This is a genomic window from Pseudomonas sp. RA_5y_Pfl1_P24, from assembly GCF_963970945.1.
Classification (GTDB): Bacteria; Pseudomonadota; Gammaproteobacteria; order Pseudomonadales; family Pseudomonadaceae; genus Aquipseudomonas; species Aquipseudomonas tritici.
In genome coordinates this window covers 291694-311619 of sequence record NZ_CAXAOJ010000001.1, presented here as the reverse complement: position 1 = coordinate 311619, position 19926 = coordinate 291694, and the positions used below count along the sequence as shown (strand labels likewise).

Genomic DNA, 19926 nt, shown 5'->3' with positions numbered 1-19926 from the left:
CATTTACATGCGGAACACGCCGAAGCGGCTCGGCTCGATGGGGGCGTTCAGCGAGGCGGACAAGGCCAGGGCCAGCACGTCACGGGTCTGCAACGGGTCGATGACACCGTCGTCCCACAGGCGCGCGCTGGAATAGTAGGGGTGGCCCTGGGTTTCGTACTGGTCGAGGAGTGGCTGCTTGATCGCGGCTTCTTCTTCGGCGCTGAAACCAACGCCCGCGCGTTCAGCCTGCTCACGTTTTACCTGCACCAGCACGCCGGCCGCCTGTTCGGCCCCCATCACGCCGATGCGTGCGTTCGGCCACATCCACAAGAAACGCGGGTCATAGGCACGGCCGCACATGCCATAGTTACCGGCACCAAAGCTGCCACCGATGATCACCGTGAACTTCGGCACCTTGGCGCAGGCCACTGCGGTGACCAGCTTGGCGCCGTGTTTGGCAATGCCACCAGCTTCGTATTTCTGCCCGACCATAAAGCCGGTGATGTTCTGCAGGAACAGCAGGGGAATGCCGCGCTGACAGGCCAACTCGATAAAGTGCGCGCCTTTTTGCGCCGCCTCGGCAAACAGAATCCCGTTGTTGGCCAGTATCGCCATCGGGTAGCCGTGCAGGTGCGCAAAGCCGCACACCAGCGTGGTACCGAACAGTGCTTTGAACTCATCGAACACCGAGCCGTCGACCAGCCGTGCGATCACTTCGCGTACGTCAAAGGGCTGCTTGGCGTCGGCCGGGATCACACCGTAAAGCTCTTCGCAGCTGTACAGCGGTGCTACGGGCGTGCGCTGCAACAGTTCGCCCTGCTTGCGCCAGTTGAGGTTGGCCACGCTGCGCCGGGCCAGCGCCAGGGCGTGTTCATCGCTGTCGGCGTAGTGGTCGGCCACGCCAGAGATCTTGCAGTGAACATCGGCACCGCCGAGGTCTTCGGCGCTGACTACTTCACCGGTGGCAGCCTTCACCAAAGGCGGTCCGGCGAGGAATATCGTCGCCTGGTTGCGCACCATGATTGCCTCGTCCGCCATCGCCGGCACATAAGCACCGCCGGCGGTGCATGAGCCCATTACCACGGCAATCTGCGGGATGCCTTGGCCGCTCATATTGGCTTGGTTGAAGAAGATCCGCCCGAAGTGCTCGCGGTCCGGAAACACTTCATCCTGACGTGGCAGGTTGGCGCCACCGGAGTCCACCAGGTAAATGCACGGCAGGCGATTCTGCTCGGCGATGGTTTGCGCGCGCAGGTGCTTTTTTACAGTCAGGGGGTAGTAGGAGCCGCCTTTTACGGTGGCATCGTTGGCGACAATCATGCATTCGACGCCCTCCACGCGGCCGATCCCGGCAATTACGCCAGCGGCGGGCACATCTTCGCCATACACCTGATAAGCGGCCAATTGGCTGAGTTCGAGAAACGGCGAGCCTGGGTCGAGAAGGCGGTTGATGCGCTCGCGTGGCAGCAATTTGCCGCGCGACGTGTGCCGTTCCTGAGCCTTGGCGCCGCCGCCTTGCTGCACATGGGCGAGCAGGCTGTGCAGGGCGTCGACCTGTTGGCGCATCGCCGCGCTGTTGGCGGCAAACTCCGCCGAGCGTGGGTTGAGCTGGGTGTGTAAAAGCATGGCTTACTCCGTAGGCGTTGCGAGCTACGAACTGCAAGCTGTCAGCCACAAGCTGCAAGTAAACGCGGTCCTCTTGCAGCTTGAAGCTTGGCACTTGCGGCTGACGAAATTCATTTCGTCTCGTTAAAGAGTTCGCGGCCGATCAGCATCCGGCGGATCTCACTGGTGCCGGCGCCGATTTCGTACAGCTTGGCATCGCGCAGCAGGCGCCCGGCAGGGAATTCGTTGATGTAGCCGTTGCCACCGAGAATCTGGATCGCATCGAGGGCCATTTGTGTGGCGCGTTCGGCGCTGTAGAGGATCACCCCAGCCGCATCCTTGCGCGTGGTTTCGCCACGTTCGCAGGCCTGGGCCACCGCGTAGAGATAGGCGCGGCTGGCGTTGAGTTGGGTGTACATGTCGGCGACCTTGCCCTGGATCAGCTGGAATTCGCCGATGCTCTGGCCGAACTGCTTGCGGTCGTGGATGTAGGGCACGATCAGGTCCATGCAGGCCTGCATGATCCCGGTGGGACCACCGGAGAGCACCACGCGTTCGTAGTCCAGGCCGCTCATCAGCACTTTCACGCCGCCATTGAGTACACCGAGGATGTTTTCTTCGGGCACTTCGACGTCATCGAAAAACAGTTCGCAGGTGTTGGAGCCGCGCATGCCTAGCTTGTCGAACTTGTTGCTGCGGCTGAAGCCTTTCCAGTCGCGCTCGACGATAAACGCGGTGATGCCGTGGGCACCTTTTTCCAGGTCGGTCTTAGCGTAGATCACGTAGGTGCTGGCGTCAGGGCCGTTGGTGATCCAGGTCTTGCTGCCGTTGAGCACGTAATGATCGCCGCGCTTATCCGCGCGCAGTTTCATCGAGACCACATCGGAACCGGCGTTCGGCTCGCTCATGGCTAACGCGCCGACGTGTTCGCCGCTGATGAGTTTGGGCAGGTACTTGAGTTTCTGTTCGTGGTTGCCGTTGCGGTTGATCTGGTTTACGCACAGGTTGGAGTGCGCGCCATAGGACAAGGCCACCGACGCCGAACCGCGGCTGATTTCTTCCATGGCCACCACGTGCGCCAGGTAACCCAGGCCGGCGCCGCCGTACTCTTCTGGCACAGTAATGCCTAACAGGCCCATGTCGCCGAACTTGCACCACAGGTCCGCTGGGAACAGGTTGTCGATATCGATCTGTGCCGCACGGGGCGCGATTTCCTTGCCCACGAACGACTGCACCTGGTCACGCAGCATGTCGATGGTTTCACCGAGAGCGAAGTTCAGGGACGGGTAACTCATGGACGGGCACCTTAATGTGAGCGTTGTTTTTGTGTGGATGGCGCGCCAGGGGAGGGCGTTCACCTTTACGTTAACGTAAGCTTGCGTTAAGGCGCTGTCAATCGTAGTTTACGTTTACGTCAACCTACAAAAAAGACAACAGGGGTCGTTATGGATCAATCGAATCAGAGCTACAGCCGTGGCGTTCAGGACAAGACCTTGCTGGCCATGACGATTGGCCAGGCCTTTGATCGCACCGTTGCACAGTTTCCCGATGGCGAGGCGCTGGTGGTGCGCCATCAACAGCAGCGCTACACCTGGCAGCAACTGGCGCAGGCCGTGGATTTACATGCCCGCGCATTCCTCGCGCTGGGCATGCAGATCGGTGATCGCCTGGGTATCTGGGCACCCAATTGCGCCGAGTGGTGTATCAGCCAGATCGCCAGTGCCAAGCTGGGTGTGATCCTGGTCAATATCAATCCGGCGTACCGCAGCAGTGAATTGGAGTACGTGCTCAAGCAGTCCGGTTGCCAGTGGCTGGTATGCGCCGGGTCGTTCAAGACGTCCGATTACCACGCGATGCTCCATGAATTGAAGCCCGAGCTGCGCGGCATGATCAGCCTCGACCCCAGTCCGCCCACGGGATTCCTGCCCTGGTCGCAGTTGGCCGCGCTCGGCGCTGGCATTGCGCCCGAACAGTTACACAACCGCCAGGCCAGCCTGCACTTCGACCAAGCCGTGAATATCCAGTACACCTCCGGCACCACCGGCTTCCCCAAGGGCGCGACCCTCAGTCATCACAACATTCTCAATAACGGCTACATGGTCGGTGAAAGCCTGGGTTTGACCGCGCAGGATCGCCTGGTGATCCCGGTGCCGCTGTATCACTGCTTTGGCATGGTGATGGGCAACCTGGGCTGCATCACCCACGCCACCACCATGATTTACCCCAATGACGGCTTCGACCCGCTGCTGACCCTCACTGCCGTCGCCGAAGAGCGCGCCACCGGCCTGTACGGCGTGCCGACCATGTTTATCGCCATGCTCGATCACCCACGTCTCGGCGACTTCGACCTGTCTACCTTGCGCACCGGCATCATGGCCGGTGCGACGTGCCCTATCGAAGTGATGCGCCGGGTTATCAACGAGATGCACATGAGTGAGGTGCAGATTGCCTACGGCATGACCGAAACCAGCCCGGTGTCCCTACAAACCGGCGCGGATGATGACCTGGAACGTCGCGTCACCACGGTCGGCCGCACCCAGCCGCAGCTGGAAAACAAGATCATCGACGCTGACGGCAATACCGTCGTACGTGGTGAAATCGGCGAGTTATGCACCCGTGGCTACAGCGTGATGCTCGGCTACTGGAATAACCCCGATGCCACCCGCGAGGCCATCGATGACGCCGGCTGGATGCACACCGGCGACTTGGCGAGCATGGACGCCCAGGGTTATGTATGCATCGCGGGGCGCAACAAGGACATGATCATTCGCGGTGGCGAGAACGTATACCCGCGCGAGTTGGAGGAGTTTTTCTTCACCCATCCGGCAGTGGCGGATGTGCAGGTGATCGGCATTCCGGATGAACGCTTCGGTGAAGCCATCGTCGCCTGGGTCAAGTTTCATCCAGGCCATGTGGCCAATGAATTGGAGCTGCACACCTGGTGCAAGGGGCGAATCGCGCATTTCAAGACGCCCAAGCATTTCAAGATCGTGGAGGAGTTTCCAATGACGGTCACGGGCAAGGTTCAGAAATTCCGCATGCGCGAGATCAGCATCGAGGAGTTGCGCGACGACGCCTGAAGCGTGGTGCATGTCTACTGCTTACCGGTTCGCGCGCCTGTTGAGTATGCGCAGGGATCAAATCCTGGTGAATGGCGCGATGCAAAGCGCGTTTTACGAGCGCGAACTCAAGCAGCTAGGGGCTGAGCGGCGGGCGCTGGCACAATGAGCGCTGCACACCTTGACGCGGCGGGTGTTCAACAACGTCGCGGCCTCAGGTGGGACCGCCCTGTAATCGCACGGTGCAGAAAGCACAAAGGGGACCCGAGGGTCCCCTTTAATTTGTCGTTGCGTGCTCTTTTTTTATTATTGAGGGGCGGTCTATTGTTGTTTTTGGTAACCGTTACCCTTTACCGCTGTTTTTGGCGACCCCCATTCGGAGTCAAGAGCAAACGTATTTTTTTGAGCGCTGACCTGCTTCTTCGTTATCGATCCAACCAGTGGGTAGCTACCTGAGGTAGTTTTATTTTTCTCTAACCGGTTGCGGGTTTCGGCACGCCGTACCCTGCGAAGCACATCTTCTCCAAAAAAATCTGTTAGCTGCGTCTCTGCCGTGTTGTTTTTGTTATGTCAGAGTCGTTTCGTCTTATTTTTATTAGGTTTGGCGCTTTTTATTCTTGTTATGCCATAGAGATAGCAGAAGCCGTGCCAACTTTATAATTTCCTTTAAAATCAATGGCTTGATTTTTATGTAGGGGTTGGCCTACGGCAATCACGCCGAAATATGTTTCCGTGTTACTCGATGTGTAGGTGTGCGGTAACACATTGTCACGGCTACGCTACTCAACCGGCGTTGAGCGCCTTGGCCACACGCGACCCTGTCGGTCGGCCCAGCACGTTGCTGATCTGCTGGCCCGCACGAATCAACGCCTCCAGGTCGATACCGGTTTCGATGCCCAAGCCGTTGAGCAGGTACACCACATCTTCGGTAGCAACGTTACCGCTGGCGCCTTTGGCATACGGGCAACCGCCAAGGCCCGCGATTGAGCTGTCGAACACTGTGATTCCTTCCAACAGGCTGGCGTAGATATTCGCAACGGCCTGGCCATAGGTGTCATGGAAGTGCCCGGCCAACTTTTCTCGTGGCACGTGGGCGCCGACCACCTCGAACAGTCGCCGCGTCGCGCCCGCCGTGCCGGTGCCAATGGTGTCGCCCAGGGACACTTCATAGCAGCCCATGGCATACAACTCGCGCGCGACCATCGCCACCTGTTCCGGCGCGATCTGGCCCTCATACGGGCAACCCAGCACGCACGACACATAACCACGCACGCTGATCCCATGTTGCTTGGCCGCGGCCATGATCGGCGCGAAGCGTTCCAGGCTTTCGTTGATGGAGCAGTTGATATTGCGCTGGGAGAACGCCTCGGACGCCGCCGCAAACACCGCTACTTCCTTAACGCCGGCCGCCAACGCGTCCTCAAAACCCCGCAGGTTAGGCGCCAGGGCACCATAGGTCACGCCAGCTTTACGCTGAATCTGTGCAAACACCTCGGCAGAACCAGCCATCTGCGGCACCCATTTGGGCGATACAAAACTGCCGACTTCGATGTAGCTCAAGCCCGCGGCACTGAGGGCGTCCACCAGTTGAACTTTGTCCGCCACGCTGATGGGGTGGGCTTCGTTCTGCAAACCGTCGCGCGGGCCGACTTCCACCAGGCGTACGTGTGAGGGGAGGGACATGGCAGTTACCTTCTGATCAATGGCCAGCTTGGCTCATGGTGTGGGCCAGGGCCTGGGTGCAGCGCTCTTCCGCGGTGTCCAGCTCCAGCTTCATTTGTTCGATATCCAGCAGTTGCTGTTCCAACTGTTCACGGCGCTCGGCGATCTTGGCCAGCATGCTGTTGAGTTGGATGTGGTTGCCGCCGGAGGGGTCGTAGAGCTCGATCAGCTCGCGGCATTCGGCCAGGGAGAAACCGATGCGCTTGCCACGCAGTATCAGCTTGAGGCTGACCTTGTCGCGCGCCGAGTAGATGCGCTCCTGGCCCCGGCGTTCCGGGGCCAGCAGGCCTTGTTCTTCGTAGAAGCGAATGGCGCGTGTGGTGATGTCGAGCTCGCGGGCGAGGTCGGAGATGCTGTAGGTCGTGCTCATGGATGTGCCCGAGAAGATGTCTTGGGCGCTAAGCTAATGGCTGCTTGACGTTAACGTCAAGGATCGCGCTCACTACCGTCAGGGTTGTTTGCCGTCCAGTTTTTTTTCATGGGCCGTCACCTGCTGACACAACTCGATCATTTGCTCACGCATCCATCGATTGGCAGGGTCCTGGTCAGTGCTTTCGTGCCAGTACAGGTGGGTTTCGACTGGCGGCACATCGTTGACCGGCAGGTTGAACCAGTGCAGTTCGTGGCGTCGAGCGAAGCGTTCTGGCACGGTCATGACCATGTCGGTCTGCTGCAGCACTTGCGAGGCCATCAGGTAGTGCTGGGAGCGCAGCGCGATCTTTCGCTGGATGCCCATTTTGCCCAGTGCCAGGTCAACGTGCCCCAAGCCGTTGCGACGGCTGGAGATATGGATGTGGGTCAGCGTCAGGTAGTCATCCAGTGTCAGCTTGTCTTTGCCAGCCATGGGATGACCCTTGCGCATAGCGCACACATAGCGGTCTTCCATCAGCTTGACGTGGCGCACCTGTGGGTCGGTGTTGAGCGGCGCATCCACCGCAAAGTCCAGGCGCCCGGCGGCCAATTCCTTGGTGGTCTCGCGGCGTTTGGACAGGAAGCTCTCGATCACCACCGTCGGCGCCAAGCGGCGCAAGCGCTGGAACAGCGGCGGCAGAATCACTGCCTCGGTGAGGTCGGTCATGCTGATGCGGTAGGTCTTGGCCGCCTGCTGCGGGTTGAAAATCCGGCTTTCCTGCACTGACACCCGCAGCAACGACAGGGCATTACGCACGGGGCCGATGATGTTCTGCGCCATCGGCGTGGGCACCATGCCTTGAGCCGTACGCACGAACAGCGGGTCGTTGAAGGTCTCGCGCAGGCGTGCCAGAGCGTTGGACACCGCCGGTTGGGTGATGCCGACAATCTGCCCGGCGCGGGTCAGGTTGGCTTCGGTGTAGATCGCGTCAAAAACGATAAACAGGTTGAGGTCGACCTTGCTCAGATTCATTGGGTTGCGCTCTTATTGTTAGGGTGCCGATAGGCCGATCATATATCGGTGATGAATGTTAATACACGCCGAGAATAGGCTAGGTAAATTATCAACGCTGTTCTAGCATCGATTGCATGACCTAAACAACCTCTCAGAGAAGGGAGCTGCTCATGGATTTCGCCTATTCGCCCAAGGTTCAGGAACTGCGTGAACGCGTCACTGCATTTATGGATGCTTACGTTTATCCGGCCGAGCCGGTGTTCGAACGCCAGGTCAGCGAAGGTGATCGCTGGCAGCCCACCGCAATCATGGAAGAGTTGAAAGCCCGCGCTAAAGCCGAAGGCCTGTGGAACCTGTTCCTGCCGGAATCCGAACTGGGCGCTGGCCTCACCAACCTTGAATACGCGCCGCTGGCCGAAATCATGGGTCGCTCACTGTTGGGTCCAGAGCCGTTCAACTGCTCCGCTCCCGATACCGGCAATATGGAAGTGTTGGTGCGCTACGCCAACGAAGAGCAAAAACAACGCTGGTTGGCGCCGCTGCTGCGCGGTGAAATCCGCTCAGCCTTCGCCATGACCGAACCGGACGTAGCGTCTTCGGACGCCACCAACATGGCTGCCCGCGCCGAGCGCCAGGGCGACGAATGGGTGATCAATGGCAAGAAATGGTGGACCTCCGGCGCCTGCGACCCGCGCTGTAAAATCCTGATCTTCATGGGCCTGAGCAACCCGGATGCGCCGCGCCATCAGCAACACTCGATGATCCTGGTACCGGTGGACACCCCCGGCGTGAAGATCGTGCGCCCGCTGCCCGTGTTCGGCTACGACGACGCGCCCCATGGGCATGCTGAAGTGCTGTTCGACAATGTGCGCGTGCCCTATGAAAACGTGCTGCTCGGCGAAGGCCGTGGTTTTGAGATTGCCCAGGGCCGCTTGGGCCCAGGCCGTATCCACCACTGCATGCGCTCCGTCGGCATGGCTGAGCGTGCACTGGAATTGATGTGCAAACGCTCCGTCAGCCGTACCGCGTTCGGCAAGCCGCTGGCCCGTTTGGGCGGCAATATCGACAAGATCGCCGACTCACGCATGGAGATCGACATGGCGCGCCTGCTGACCTTGAAGGCGGCGTACATGATGGATACCGTGGGCAACAAGGTCGCGAAAAGTGAAATCGCCCAGATCAAAGTGGTCGCACCAAATGTGGCCTTGAAGGTGATTGACCGTGCGATCCAGATCCACGGCGGCGCGGGCGTCTCCAACGACTTCCCGCTGGCCTATATGTACGCCATGCAACGTACGCTGCGGTTGGCGGATGGGCCGGATGAAGTGCACCGCGCCGCGATTGGCAAGTTTGAGATTGGCAAATATGTGCCTAAAGAACTGATGCGCGGCGGTCAATAAGACCGCGTCGCCTGCATTCGCGAGCAAGCCCGCTCCCAGAGTTGACCGCATATCTTCAGTAAGAATGCGGTCGAATGTGGGGCTTGCTCGCGAGGCGGCCAGTCAAAACACCACAAGACTTAGATCTCAATACACCCAAACCTCCACCCGCCGATTCTTGATCCTGCCTTCATCCGCCGTATTCGCCGCCACCGGCATCTGCGCCCCAAACCCACGAATATCGCGCAGTATCACACCGTTCCTCACCAGCTCCCGACGCACCGCCATCGCCCTCAACTTAGACAACAACGCCGCCCGTTGCGGGTCATTCTTGACATCACCAAACCCCACCAATGTCACCTGCTTATCCAGCTTGTTGTGACTTTTCAGGTACGCCACCACCCGCTGCAAATCCTGGCGCGCTTTGTTGTCCAGGCTGGCACTGCCTTCTTCGAAGCGAAAATTCACGGTCAAACGCTGAGCGTCACGCGCGATGGCTTGATAGTCCTCGAGCATCGACGCGCGCGGCTCGACGGCGATCGCCTGTACCTGCTGCGCGATAAACCCGTTGGCCGCGACAATCGCCTGGCCCTTGCTGCTCTGGGTGAAGTCCACCAGTGCCTTGGCCCATGGGTTGCGCCCCGATGGCGGCAGGTAGAAAAACAGCCGGCGCGACAGCGGGTAATCCTCGGTGGCAATCAGGCTGTTGAGCGGCAACATGGGTTGCGAGTCGCCATCCACAATCGCCACTGCCTTGGCCTGACGCACGTAGGGCAGGCCGATAAAACCGATGCCCTGCGGGTCCTGGCTGACCGCGTCGGACAGCTGTTCGCTGGACTCGAAACGTTTGGCACCTGCGGCGAGCGGCTTGCCACGCAAGCGAAGCACCAGTTCCTTGAAGGTGTCGTAGGTGCCGGACTGATCATCGCGCGCATACAAATGAATCGGCCCGCCGACCCCACCTAATGCTTCCCACGTGCTGATTTCGCCATTGAAGATCTGCGCCAGTTGCTCGGTATTCAAGGCGTTCAACGGGTTTCGCGGGTTGAGGATGATGGCCAGGCCGTCGATGGCGATCACCTGTTCGGCGTCGGGGCTTTTCAGGTCGCCGAGGGGGTCGAGGTCGACCAGTTCACTGTCCTTGATCGGACGAGACGAGGCCGCCAGGTCGGCCGTGGCTTTTTTCAGCGCCATGAAACCGGTGCTGGAGCCGTGGGCAGCGACCTCGATCGACACGGTCTTGCCTAGGCGCGTCTTGCCGGTCACGCGCTGTTCATTGGCACCTTGCGCCGGTTCAATGCGCACGGCCTGCAGGCCCTGATGTTCCATCAATCCCTTGACCAACGCCGGCCCCAGCGCCGCGCCAATGGTATTGGAACCCTGGATGCGTAATGCAGGGCCTTGATCGGGAGCGGGTAGGGGGGCGGAAACAGCGTAGAGAGGAAAGAGCGCCAGCAGAAACAGAACGCGCAGCATCATGCCGGCACCTTCTTAAGCCAAAGGGAGTGCCGCGAGAATAAGTCAGGCAGGTTTCAACAATGTGACTGATAAGCCATGGATCCAATTGTGGGAGCCAGCTCCCACATTGGACGATGTTGTCAGCTCAATTCAAGCCAGATCGGCGCATGGTCAGACGGCTTCTCCAGCCCGCGCAGATCATAATCTACGCCCGCATCCTTGACCCTTGGCAGCAAGCCATTGGACGCCAGGATCACGTCGATCCGCAGCCCGCGCTTAGGCTCATCTTCAAACCCACGGCTGCGGTAGTCGAACCAACTGAAGCGGTCGGCCACGTCCGGGTTGAGGTGGCGGAAGCTGTCCACCAGGCCCCAGTTCTTGAGGCGGGCCATCCATTCGCGTTCTTCGGGCAGGAAGCTGCACTTGCCCGTCTTGAGCCAGCGCTTGGCGTTGTCGGCGCCGATGCCGATGTCGCAGTCTTCCGGGGAAATATTCACGTCGCCCATCACTACCAGCGCCTGGTCATTGCTGAACTGGCTTTCCAGCAACTGTTGCAGGTCTTCATAGAAGCGCTGCTTGGCCGGGAACTTGGTCGGGTGGTCGCGGCTTTCGCCCTGGGGGAAATAGCCATTCATGATGGTGACCGGTTGGCCGTTTTCGTCGGCGAAGGTGCCCCAGATAAACCGGCGCTGGGCGTCTTCTTCGTCGGTGGCAAAACCCTTGTGCAGGCTCAACGCCGGCAGGCGCGAGAGCAGAGCCACACCGTAATGGCCTTTTTGCCCATGGTAGTACACATGATAGCCAAGGGCCTGTACTTCGGCCAACGGGAACTGGTCGTCGTGGACTTTGGTTTCCTGCAGGCCGATCACATCCGGCTGGTGCTTCTCGATCAGCGCCGCCAGCTGATGAGGACGGGCGCGCAGCCCGTTGATATTGAAGGAGACGATTTTCATGGTCGGCAGTCCAGTCCTGGCAAAAGGGCGATGCTAGCCGACAAGTCGGACGGGGGCCAGCGTGGCGGTAGGGCAGTTGCGCTGCTAATGTCTGGGAACGACTCGTGCTGCGTGGGTTCGTACCCATAAGAACGCCGCCTTCTGAGCGGTGCCCAGGGAGATTCACGGTATGCCAGACACTTCGACCGCCATTGGCGAAATCCGCTTGCTCAACAGCGGCTACTCCCGCGAGGCCCGTTCCCTGCTGTACCAGGCCTACCGGCATGAGCCAACGTTTGCCTATATCTTTGAAGCGGAACGTTCAGGTTATGAGCAGCGAGTGCGCGCCACCGTGCGCGAACTGGTCAAGCAGCATTTCTTCCAGAAGCTTCCGGCCATCGGCCTATTCGTCAATGACCGGCTCATCGGCATCGCCCTGATCGCCCCCCCGCAGCGGCGCCTGGGGATTACCGAAAGCTGGGCCTGGCAAATCCGCATGTGGCTGAGCACCGGCGTGCGCGGCACGCGGCGTTACCTCGACTACCACCATGCGGTGCTGGCGTGCCTGCCAAGTGAGTCGGTACACGTGCTGCCGCTGCTGGGTATTCACCCGCAATTCCAGGGCAAACACTACGGCGAGCAGTTGCTGGAAGCGGTGCACAACTGGTGTGCCGACGACCCGCACTCGTCCGGTGTGGTGCTGGACACCGGCAATTCTCGCTACCTGGATTTCTACAAGCGCCAGGGGTATGAAGAGATCGGTGAAGTCGCTGTAGGACCTGTCGTGGAGCACGTGTTTTTTCATCCCAACCCGCAGTCGTCACATGCTGCAACGGCTTGATGCAGAATTTTTCAGAATTTTCCGAGTTCTAAAGTGCTCTCCAGCTCGTGTAGCATCCGCGCCTATGAAGTTTCCAGGAAGATTTACCAGCGGCTTGATTCTGCTGTTCACAAGCTGCGGCGCGTTGGCGCAAAGCGAATTGGACGTGCGGATCAATCCCTCAAACGATGCGTTGAAAGCCAACATCGAAGGCTACATCGGCGGGGTGGGCGATCGTGATGAAGAGGCCTTGCTGCGGTTCAGCCGTGGCGCCGAGGAGCAGGCGCGTAAAGCAGCCCAGGCCCTGGGCTTCTATCAGCCAAAGATCGAAAGTGATGTGAAGGACGGCAAGAACCCGCGCCTGATCCTCACCATCGAGCCCGGCGAGCCGGTGCATTTGCGAGACGTGACCCTACGGGTCGACGGCCAAGCCGCAGACCTCAAAGCTTTTCGCGTGCCCGTCAGCGACGACCTCAAATCCGGCGCCGTGCTCAACCACGGTCATTACGAAGACGCCAAGCGGCTGATCCAGAACCAGGCCTCGCGCTACGGCTTCTTCAGCGGGCGTTTTACCAAACAGAAACTGTTGGTGGACCCGCAGGCGGGCGTCGCCGATATCGAACTCATCTATGACAGCGGCCCGCGCTACACCTTGGGCAAGGTGAGCTTTGCCGGCGACACGCCGTTTGACGAAGAGCTGCTGCAACGCATGGTGCCGTTCAAAAGCGGTACGCCCTACGATTCCGAATTGATCGCCGAACTCAACCAGAATCTACAAGCCAGTGGTTTTTTCGAAGGCGTGCGCGTGGACGCTGCGCCGGCCGCCTCGACGAATGACATCATCCCGGTGGCCGTGCGTCTGGAAACCCGCAAGCCGCGGACCATGGGCCTGGGTTTGGGCTTTTCGACCGACGTTGGCCCGCGCGGCAAAGCCAACTGGACCCGTCACTGGGTCAACCCCCAAGGCCATAGCTATGGCTGGGAAGCCGAGCTGTCGGCACCGCGGCAGAACGTCGGCCTGTGGTACGACATTCCGCTCGACCCCCCGCTCACCGACAAACTGCGCTTCTCCGGTGGCTATCAGAACGAAGAACTCGCCAACACCGACACCGTGAGTAAATTGCTCACCCTCGGCCCAGAATGGCATAGCAAGTTGCCCAGCGGTTGGACCCGAGTAATCTCGCTCAAGTATCAGCGCGAAGAGTATCGCCTGGGCAACGACTCCGGCTTGAGCAACCTGGTGATGCCGGGTATCAGCTACGCCTACCTGCGCAGCGACAACCGCATCGACCCGCACCACGGCTATCGTCTGCAATTCGACACCAAGGTCGCCAAAGAGGGCTTGGGCTCCGACACCAACCTGCTTTACGGCACGGCCATGGTCAAGGGCCTGACCACCTTGTGGGACAACCACCGCTTTCTCGCCCGCGCCCAGGTCGGCGGCAGTGCCACCAACGGTTACAAATCGGTGCCGCCGTCGTTGCGCTTTTTTGCCGGTGGTGACCAGAGCGTGCGCGGTTATGAGTACCAGACGCTGTCGCCCGAGAACGACCGCGGCGACCGCATCGGTGGCCGCTACATGGTTGCCCTCAGCGCCGAGTATCAATATTCCATCGCCGAGAAATGGCGGATCGCGACGTTTATCGACCAGGGCAACTCGTTCAATTCCCTGGACCTGCCCAGCCTGAAAACCGGCGTCGGCGTCGGTATCCGCTGGGTCTCGCCGGTCGGCCCGATCCGCCTTGACCTGGCCCATGCCCTCGAAGATCCGGGCGGCGTTCGATTGCACTTTTCCATGGGGCCTGAGCTGTGATGCGTGGTGTGAAAATAGCGGGGCTGGCCGTGCTTGCCATCCTTGCCGTGCTGTTATTGGCGCTGTGGGCGTTACTCGGCACCCAGGCCGGCAGCCGCTGGGCATTGGCCCGCGTACCGGGGTTGAGCGTAGAGCATTTCCAGGGGCATTTGGGCGGCCAGTGGAGCGCCGACCATCTGCTGTGGCAACAAGACAGCAGCCGCGTCGAACTCCAGGCGCCGACGGTGGATTGGTCGCCCGCCTGCCTGTTGCGCATGACCTTGTGCATTAATCGGTTGGACGTGGATCAGGTCAGCCTGCAATTTCCGCCGGGCACTGAGGAAAGCAGCGGCCCGATCCAGTTACCCGACCTGAAACTGCCCGTAGCCATCCAGTTGGGCGACGTTCGCGTCGGTAGCCTGCTGTTCAACGGCAGCGAAGAACTCAGGGGCCTGCAATTGGCGGCGCATTGGACGGCTGCCGGTCTGCAAATCGACGCCGTGCACCTGCAACGGGACGACTTGGTACTGGACCTGGCCGGCTTGCTGCAACCCACCGGCGATTGGCCGCTGAGCGCCACTGGGAATGTAAGCCTGCCGTATGCGCCAGGCGGCGCACCTTGGAAGGTGGCGTTGAAGATCGATGGCGATTTGTTAAAGACTCTCACGCTGGATGCAGACAGCAGCGGCTATTTGCCAGCCAAGCTCACTGGCGAACTGCAACCCTTGGCAGAAAACCTCCCGGCCCAATTGCACATCACCGCCGACAGTTTCAAGCCCAGCGCCGATCTGCCGGACACCTTGCAACTCAACACACTCGACCTCACCGCCAAAGGTGACTTGAAGCGCGGCTACCAATTGTTGGGCAAGGCCGTGCTCCCTGCGGAAAAAGGCCCGGTGGATGTGCTGCTGCAAGGCCGGGTTGACGCCAAGGGCGCGCAGATCGACGGCCTGGACCTGAATGCCGGAGACAAGCAAAGCCTTAAGCTGACGGCCCAACTGGATTGGCAGCAAGGTTTCAGCGCCGACGCCAATATCGATTGGCTGGACTTCCCCTGGCATCGCCTCTATCCGGTTGTCGACGAGCCGCAAGTCGTATTGCGTACGTTTAATGGTGAAGTTTCCTACAAAGACGGTAACTACCTGGGCAACCTCAAGGCCGACCTCGACGGCCCGGCGGGCAAGTTCAATGTGGTCACGCCGTTCAGTGGCGACCTCAAGCAAGTGTTCCTGCCCGAGCTGAAACTCACCGCCGGCCAAGGCAAGGCCGAAGGCCACTTGAACCTGCAATTCGCCGACGGCATCGCCTGGGACACCGCGCTGGACCTGTCGGCCCTGAATCCGGCGTACTGGGTTGCTGAACTGCCCGGCACTTTGGCCGGCCCCCTGCGCAGCAAGGGCGAGTTCAAGAACGAGCAGCTCAAGCTGAATGCCGACCTTGACCTCAAGGGCCGCCTGCGCGGGCAAACTGCCGTGCTGGCGGCCAAGGCTGAAGGCGCGGGCGAGCAGTGGACCCTGGCCAACGTGGATATCCGCCTGGGCGACAACCGCATCAACGGCAGCGGCAGCCTGCAACAACGCCTGGCTGGGCAGATCGATATCAAGCTGGCGCGCCTGGCCCAGCTGTGGCCGCAGTTGCGCGGGCAGGTTAATGGCCGACTCGACGTGGCCGGTAGCCTCAAGGCCCCCCAAGGCAAGCTCGCCCTCAAAGGCCAGCAATTGGCGCTCGCCGACAATCGCCTGCAAAGCCTTACCCTCGACGCCAGCCTCGATAGCGCCCAGCGCGCCAGGATCGACCTCAAAGGCAGCGGCATTCAGAGCGGTGACACCCAGGTCGGCACCCTGACAGCCAGCGCCCGGGGCGATATCAAGAACCAAAAGGTCCAACTGGACCTGGCCGGCCCCTTGGTCAAGCTGGCCCTGGCGTTGGATGGCAACCTCGACAAAGGCAATTGGCGCGGGCGCCTCGCCAGTGGTGATGTGCAAGCGGGCGGCCAGGACTGGAAGCTGCAAGCACCGGCGAAGATCGAACGCATGGCCGATGGCAAGCTGACGTTTGCCGCACACTGTTGGGTCTCCGGCCCCGCCAGCCTGTGCGGCGAAGACCAGCGGCTGATGCCCGAGCCAAAGCTGCGCTACCACCTCAAGCAATTTCCCATCGACAGCCTGGCGGCGTTTTTGCCCAAGGATTTCGCCTGGAAGGGCAAGCTCAACGCCGACCTGCAGCTCGATCTGCCGGACAGCGGCCCCAAAGGCGTGGTCTCGGTGGACGCCAGCGGCGGCACCTTGCGCGTCAAGGACAAGGACCAGTGGCTGGATTTCCCCTATGACACGCTGAAGCTGGAAACCACGCTCAACCCCAAGCGTATCGACACCCAGCTGAACTTCCGTGGCGGCAAGCTCGGCGAGCTGATGTTGCAAGCGCAGATCAACCCGTTGCCGAAGAGCAAACCGATCACGGGCACGTTCACCCTTGCCGGCCTGGACCTCGCGGTGGCGCGGCCGTTTGTGCCGATGGTGGAAACCCTCAGCGGCAAGCTCAATGGCAACGGGCGCATCTCCGGCGGCTTGTTGGCACCTCAGGTCAACGGCAGCGTGAACCTGGTGGGCGGCGAGATTTCCGGTCCTGAACTGCCCATTAGCCTGGAAGGCCTGAACGTGCAGGCGCTGATCGCCGGTGAAAGCGTGCAGCTCAATGGCGGCTGGCGCAGTGGCAAAGCCGGGCAGGGCAGCCTCAAAGGGCAGATAGACTGGGGCAAGGCCCTGGTGGTGGACCTCAGCCTGCAAGGCTCGCAGTTGCCGGTCACGGTTGAACCTTACGCCGTGCTGGAAGTGGCGCCCGACCTGAAAATCACCCTGAAGAATGACAAGCTCGCCGTGGCCGGTAACGTGCACATCCCGCGTGGCGATATCATCGTGCGCGAGTTGCCACCGTCCACCGTGAAGGTCTCGGATGACACCGTGATCGTGGGCAGCCAGACCGAAGAGGGCAAGCCGCCGATGGCGATGGCCATGGACATCAACGTGGTGGTGGGTGAGGACAAGCTCAACTTCTCGGGCTTTGGCCTCACCGCCAAAGTGCAGGGCCAGGTGCACATCGGCGACAACCTCGACACCCGTGGCGAGCTGTGGCTCAACGACGGCCGCTACCGCGCCTACGGGCAGCGGCTCGATGTGCGGCGTGCACGGCTGCTGTTCGCCGGTCCGTTGGACCAGCCGTATCTCGATGTCGAAGCGATCCGCAAGACCGACGATGTGATCGCCGGTATCCGCCTGAGCGGCAGCGCCGAGCAGCCCACCACGCAAATCTTCTCCGAACCGGCCATGAGCCAGGAACAGGCGCTGTCCTACCTGGTGCTTGGCCGTCCGCTGAGCTCCACCGGTGAAGACAACAACATGCTTGCCCAGGCGGCGTTGGGCCTGGGGTTGATGGGCAGTGCCGGGGTGACCTCGGACCTTGCCACCAAGTTGGGCATCAAGGATTTCGACCTGGATACCCAGGGCAGCGGCAACAACACCGCCGTGGTCGCCAGCGGCAAAATCACCGAAAAGCTCAGCCTGCGTTACGGGGTAGGGGTATTCGAACCGGCCAGCACCATCGCCTTGCGCTATTTGTTGAGCAAGAAGGTGTATCTGGAGGTGGCGAGTGGTGTGGCCAGTTCGCTGGATATCTTCTACAAACGCGATTTCTGACCCCGGCGCGATTCAAAGCTGTGGGAGCAAACAGATGCGGGCGCTAGCGGCCACATCCGTTTGCATTTCAAACCGCTCATCGTGAAATTACCAAGCAAGCTAACTATTCCATTTGACATTCGCTGCCTAAGCAGTAATATCTCGTCACACATTCACTGCCTAGGCAGTAATAAGGTGACTTCCGATGAAACACTTCACCCCGGATAACTTCCACAACTGCCACCTGGGGCTCTTGCTCGGGCGCGCCGCAATCCTCAAAGACCGCATCATCGACACCCACATGGAACCCCACGGCATCACCGCCGCGCAGTTCAAGGTGTTGATCATCATGGCTCAGTTCGGCGTCGACACCCCGGCGGAGCTGTGCCGCCACCTGTCTTTGGACAGCGGTTCAATGACCCGCATGCTCGACCGCCTGGCGCAGAAGGGGCTGCTGGATCGCAAGCGTTCAGAGCTGGATCGACGTCAAGTGCAGCTTGTGCTCACGTCCGACGGCCAGCGCCTGGCAGACATGCTGCCGTTCATCGGCGCCGATGCGTTAAACCAGTTGGCCGGCGCATTGGAACCGGGTGAGTTGGAAACCCTGGAAAAGATCCTCAAGAAAATTCTGATAGCTGCAGGTGATCCCATCACTATCCAGCGGGTAGGTAACCAATGAACACACGCGCCCTTTGCCTGGTGCTGGTGGCCATGAGCATGGCCGGTTGCGCCAACTACAGCGGCCTCGACACCCAGGGCAAACGCCTTGACGCCAATACCTTGCAAACCGGCAAGTCCTTGGGTGGCGTGACCCTGTCGAGTGCCGCCTGGCCCAGCGCCGACTGGTGGAAAAACCTCGGCGACCCGCAGCTCGACGGCTTGATCCAGGAAGCCCTGCAAAACAGCCCCGACATGCAAGTCGCCAGCGCCCGTGCCCATCAGGCCGAAGCCGCCGCTTACGCCGCCAATGCCGAGCGCATGCCGACCCTGGATGCCAGCGCTGGTGTGAGCCGCTCGCGCCTGGCCAAAGACCAGGACCCGCGCGGCGAAGGCGATGCCTATTCGACCGTGCGCAACATCGGCGCCAGCTTTAATTACAACTTCGACCTCTGGGGCGGCCAGCGCGCTGCCTGGGAAGCCGCGTTGGGCGAGGCTCGCGCCGCCCAGGTTGATCAGCAGGCGGCGCGCCTGACCCTGGCCGCCAACGTCGCCAAGGCCTACAGCGACTTGGGCCAGGCGCATATCGTGCGTGACCTGGCCAATGACGACCTCAAACGCACCCGGCAGATGCTTGACCTGAGCAAACGCCGCCTGGACTCGGGTGTCGACAGCCAGTACCAGTACCAACAGACCGAAAGCCTGGAAGCCAGCTCGCAGTCGCAACTGATCGACGCGGAAAAGCAACTGCAGAGCGCGAAAATCGCCCTGGCGGTGCTGCTCGGCAAAGGCCCGGACCGTGGCAATGAGCTGGCCCGTCCCAACGTACTCAAGCCCAGCGCGGTCGCCGTGCCTTCAGTGCTGCCGGCTGAGCTGCTGGGCCGTCGCCCGGATCTGATCGCCGCGCGCTGGCGCGTCGAGGCAGCGGGCAAGAGTATCGATGCCAGCAAAACCCGCTTCTACCCCAACCTCAACCTGAGCGCGAGCGCCGGGGCCGAGTCGTTGCTGGGGGATGCGATGTTTGGTTCGGCCAGCCGCTTTTTCAATATCGCGCCGACGATCTCGCTGCCGATCTTCGACGGCGGCCGCCTGCGCGCCGACCTCGATGCCCGCGACGCCGACTACGACCTGGCCGTGGCCCAGTACAACAAGACCCTGGTGCAAGCCCTTGGCGATATCGGCAACACCCTTTCGCAACTGCGCGATACCGGCCGGCAGATCCAGGCTCAGCAACACGCTGCGGACATTGCCCAGCAGTCCTACGACACAGGCGTTCAACGTTACAGCGCCGGGATCGGTAACTACCTGGATGTGCTCAGCATCGAGCAGCAGTTGCTGCAGGCCCAGCGCCAACTGGCGAGCCTGAATGCGGCTCAGATCGATCTGTCGATTCAATTGATGCAGGCCCTGGGTGGCGGATACCACGCCAACAATGTGGCCGCGACCACCCCAGCCACACGCTCGGAATAATTTGAGGTATTTG

At 60.8% G+C, this 19926-nt stretch carries 15 protein-coding genes; 8 read left to right on the top strand and 7 right to left on the bottom strand.

From position 1 onward, the window contains the following. Positions 1–3: 3 nt before the first annotated feature. Positions 4–1608 carry a carboxyl transferase domain-containing protein gene (locus tag AACY30_RS01415; RefSeq protein WP_339539471.1) on the bottom strand — a complete coding sequence of 535 codons (1605 nt, stop codon included), beginning with the start codon at positions 1606–1608 and terminating at the stop codon, positions 4–6. Between the two features lie 110 nt (positions 1609–1718). Next, complete coding sequence (locus tag AACY30_RS01410; RefSeq protein WP_339467502.1) at positions 1719–2882, bottom strand: isovaleryl-CoA dehydrogenase; 1164 nt, start codon at positions 2880–2882, stop codon at positions 1719–1721. Positions 2883–3032: 150 nt separating this feature from the next. On the opposite strand from AACY30_RS01410, the gene AACY30_RS01405 reads away from it, so the two are divergent. Together AACY30_RS01405 and AACY30_RS01400 are read left to right on the top strand one after the other, a co-directional pair. Next, positions 3033–4667, top strand: coding sequence for an AMP-binding protein (locus tag AACY30_RS01405; protein ID WP_339539469.1), 1635 nt, complete (start codon positions 3033–3035; stop codon positions 4665–4667). A 10-nt stretch (positions 4668–4677) separates the two neighbouring features. Continuing rightward, positions 4678–4815 (top strand): hypothetical protein, encoded by a 138-nt coding sequence (locus AACY30_RS01400; RefSeq protein WP_339467498.1) that lies wholly within the window; start codon positions 4678–4680, stop codon positions 4813–4815. Positions 4816–5429: 614 nt separating this feature from the next. On the opposite strand, the gene AACY30_RS01395 is transcribed toward AACY30_RS01400, so the two are convergent. From AACY30_RS01395 to AACY30_RS01385, 3 genes are all read right to left on the bottom strand, one after another. Continuing rightward, complete coding sequence (locus AACY30_RS01395) at positions 5430–6329, bottom strand: hydroxymethylglutaryl-CoA lyase (RefSeq protein ID WP_339467495.1); 900 nt, start codon at positions 6327–6329, stop codon at positions 5430–5432. A 16-nt stretch (positions 6330–6345) separates the two neighbouring features. Further along, complete coding sequence (locus AACY30_RS01390) at positions 6346–6738, bottom strand: MerR family transcriptional regulator (protein WP_049712613.1); 393 nt, start codon at positions 6736–6738, stop codon at positions 6346–6348. A 78-nt stretch (positions 6739–6816) separates the two neighbouring features. Beyond that, the gene (locus AACY30_RS01385; RefSeq protein ID WP_339467492.1) at positions 6817–7752 is read right to left on the bottom strand and encodes a LysR family transcriptional regulator; all 936 of its coding nucleotides are present in this window, start codon (positions 7750–7752) and stop codon (positions 6817–6819) included. Positions 7753–7904: 152 nt separating this feature from the next. On the opposite strand from AACY30_RS01385, the gene AACY30_RS01380 reads away from it, so the two are divergent. Then, positions 7905–9134, top strand: coding sequence for an acyl-CoA dehydrogenase (locus AACY30_RS01380; protein WP_339417936.1), 1230 nt, complete (start codon positions 7905–7907; stop codon positions 9132–9134). Positions 9135–9260: 126 nt separating this feature from the next. Here AACY30_RS01380 and AACY30_RS01375 read toward each other — a convergent pair whose 3' ends face one another. After that, positions 9261–10592 carry a phosphate ABC transporter substrate-binding/OmpA family protein gene (locus AACY30_RS01375; protein ID WP_339539467.1) on the bottom strand — a complete coding sequence of 444 codons (1332 nt, stop codon included), beginning with the start codon at positions 10590–10592 and terminating at the stop codon, positions 9261–9263. A 119-nt stretch (positions 10593–10711) separates the two neighbouring features. Then, positions 10712–11524: an exodeoxyribonuclease III gene (gene xthA, locus AACY30_RS01370; RefSeq protein ID WP_339417934.1), complete on the bottom strand. Its 813-nt coding sequence runs from the start codon at positions 11522–11524 to the stop codon at positions 10712–10714. Positions 11525–11693: 169 nt separating this feature from the next. Here xthA and AACY30_RS01365 point away from each other — a divergent pair, with 169 nt between their 5' ends. From AACY30_RS01365 to AACY30_RS01345, 5 genes are all read left to right on the top strand, one after another. After that, the gene (locus AACY30_RS01365; protein ID WP_065873458.1) at positions 11694–12344 is read left to right on the top strand and encodes a GNAT family N-acetyltransferase; all 651 of its coding nucleotides are present in this window, start codon (positions 11694–11696) and stop codon (positions 12342–12344) included. A 64-nt stretch (positions 12345–12408) separates the two neighbouring features. Continuing rightward, on the top strand, positions 12409–14136 hold the full coding sequence (locus AACY30_RS01360) for an autotransporter assembly complex protein TamA (protein WP_339467487.1): 1728 nt from the start codon (positions 12409–12411) through the stop codon (positions 14134–14136). Beyond that, positions 14136–17807 carry a translocation/assembly module TamB domain-containing protein gene (locus AACY30_RS01355; RefSeq protein ID WP_339467485.1) on the top strand — a complete coding sequence of 1224 codons (3672 nt, stop codon included), beginning with the start codon at positions 14136–14138 and terminating at the stop codon, positions 17805–17807. Before AACY30_RS01360 ends, AACY30_RS01355 begins: the two co-directional genes overlap by 1 nt. Before the next feature lie 184 nt (positions 17808–17991). After that, positions 17992–18465, top strand: a complete 474-nt coding sequence (locus AACY30_RS01350; protein WP_339467484.1) for a MarR family winged helix-turn-helix transcriptional regulator — start codon at positions 17992–17994, stop codon at positions 18463–18465. Beyond that, entirely contained in the window at positions 18462–19913 is a 1452-nt protein-coding gene (locus AACY30_RS01345) for an efflux transporter outer membrane subunit (protein WP_339467482.1), read from the top strand. The genes AACY30_RS01350 and AACY30_RS01345 overlap by 4 nt, the downstream gene beginning before the upstream one ends. The last annotated feature ends 13 nt before the right edge of the window (positions 19914–19926 follow it).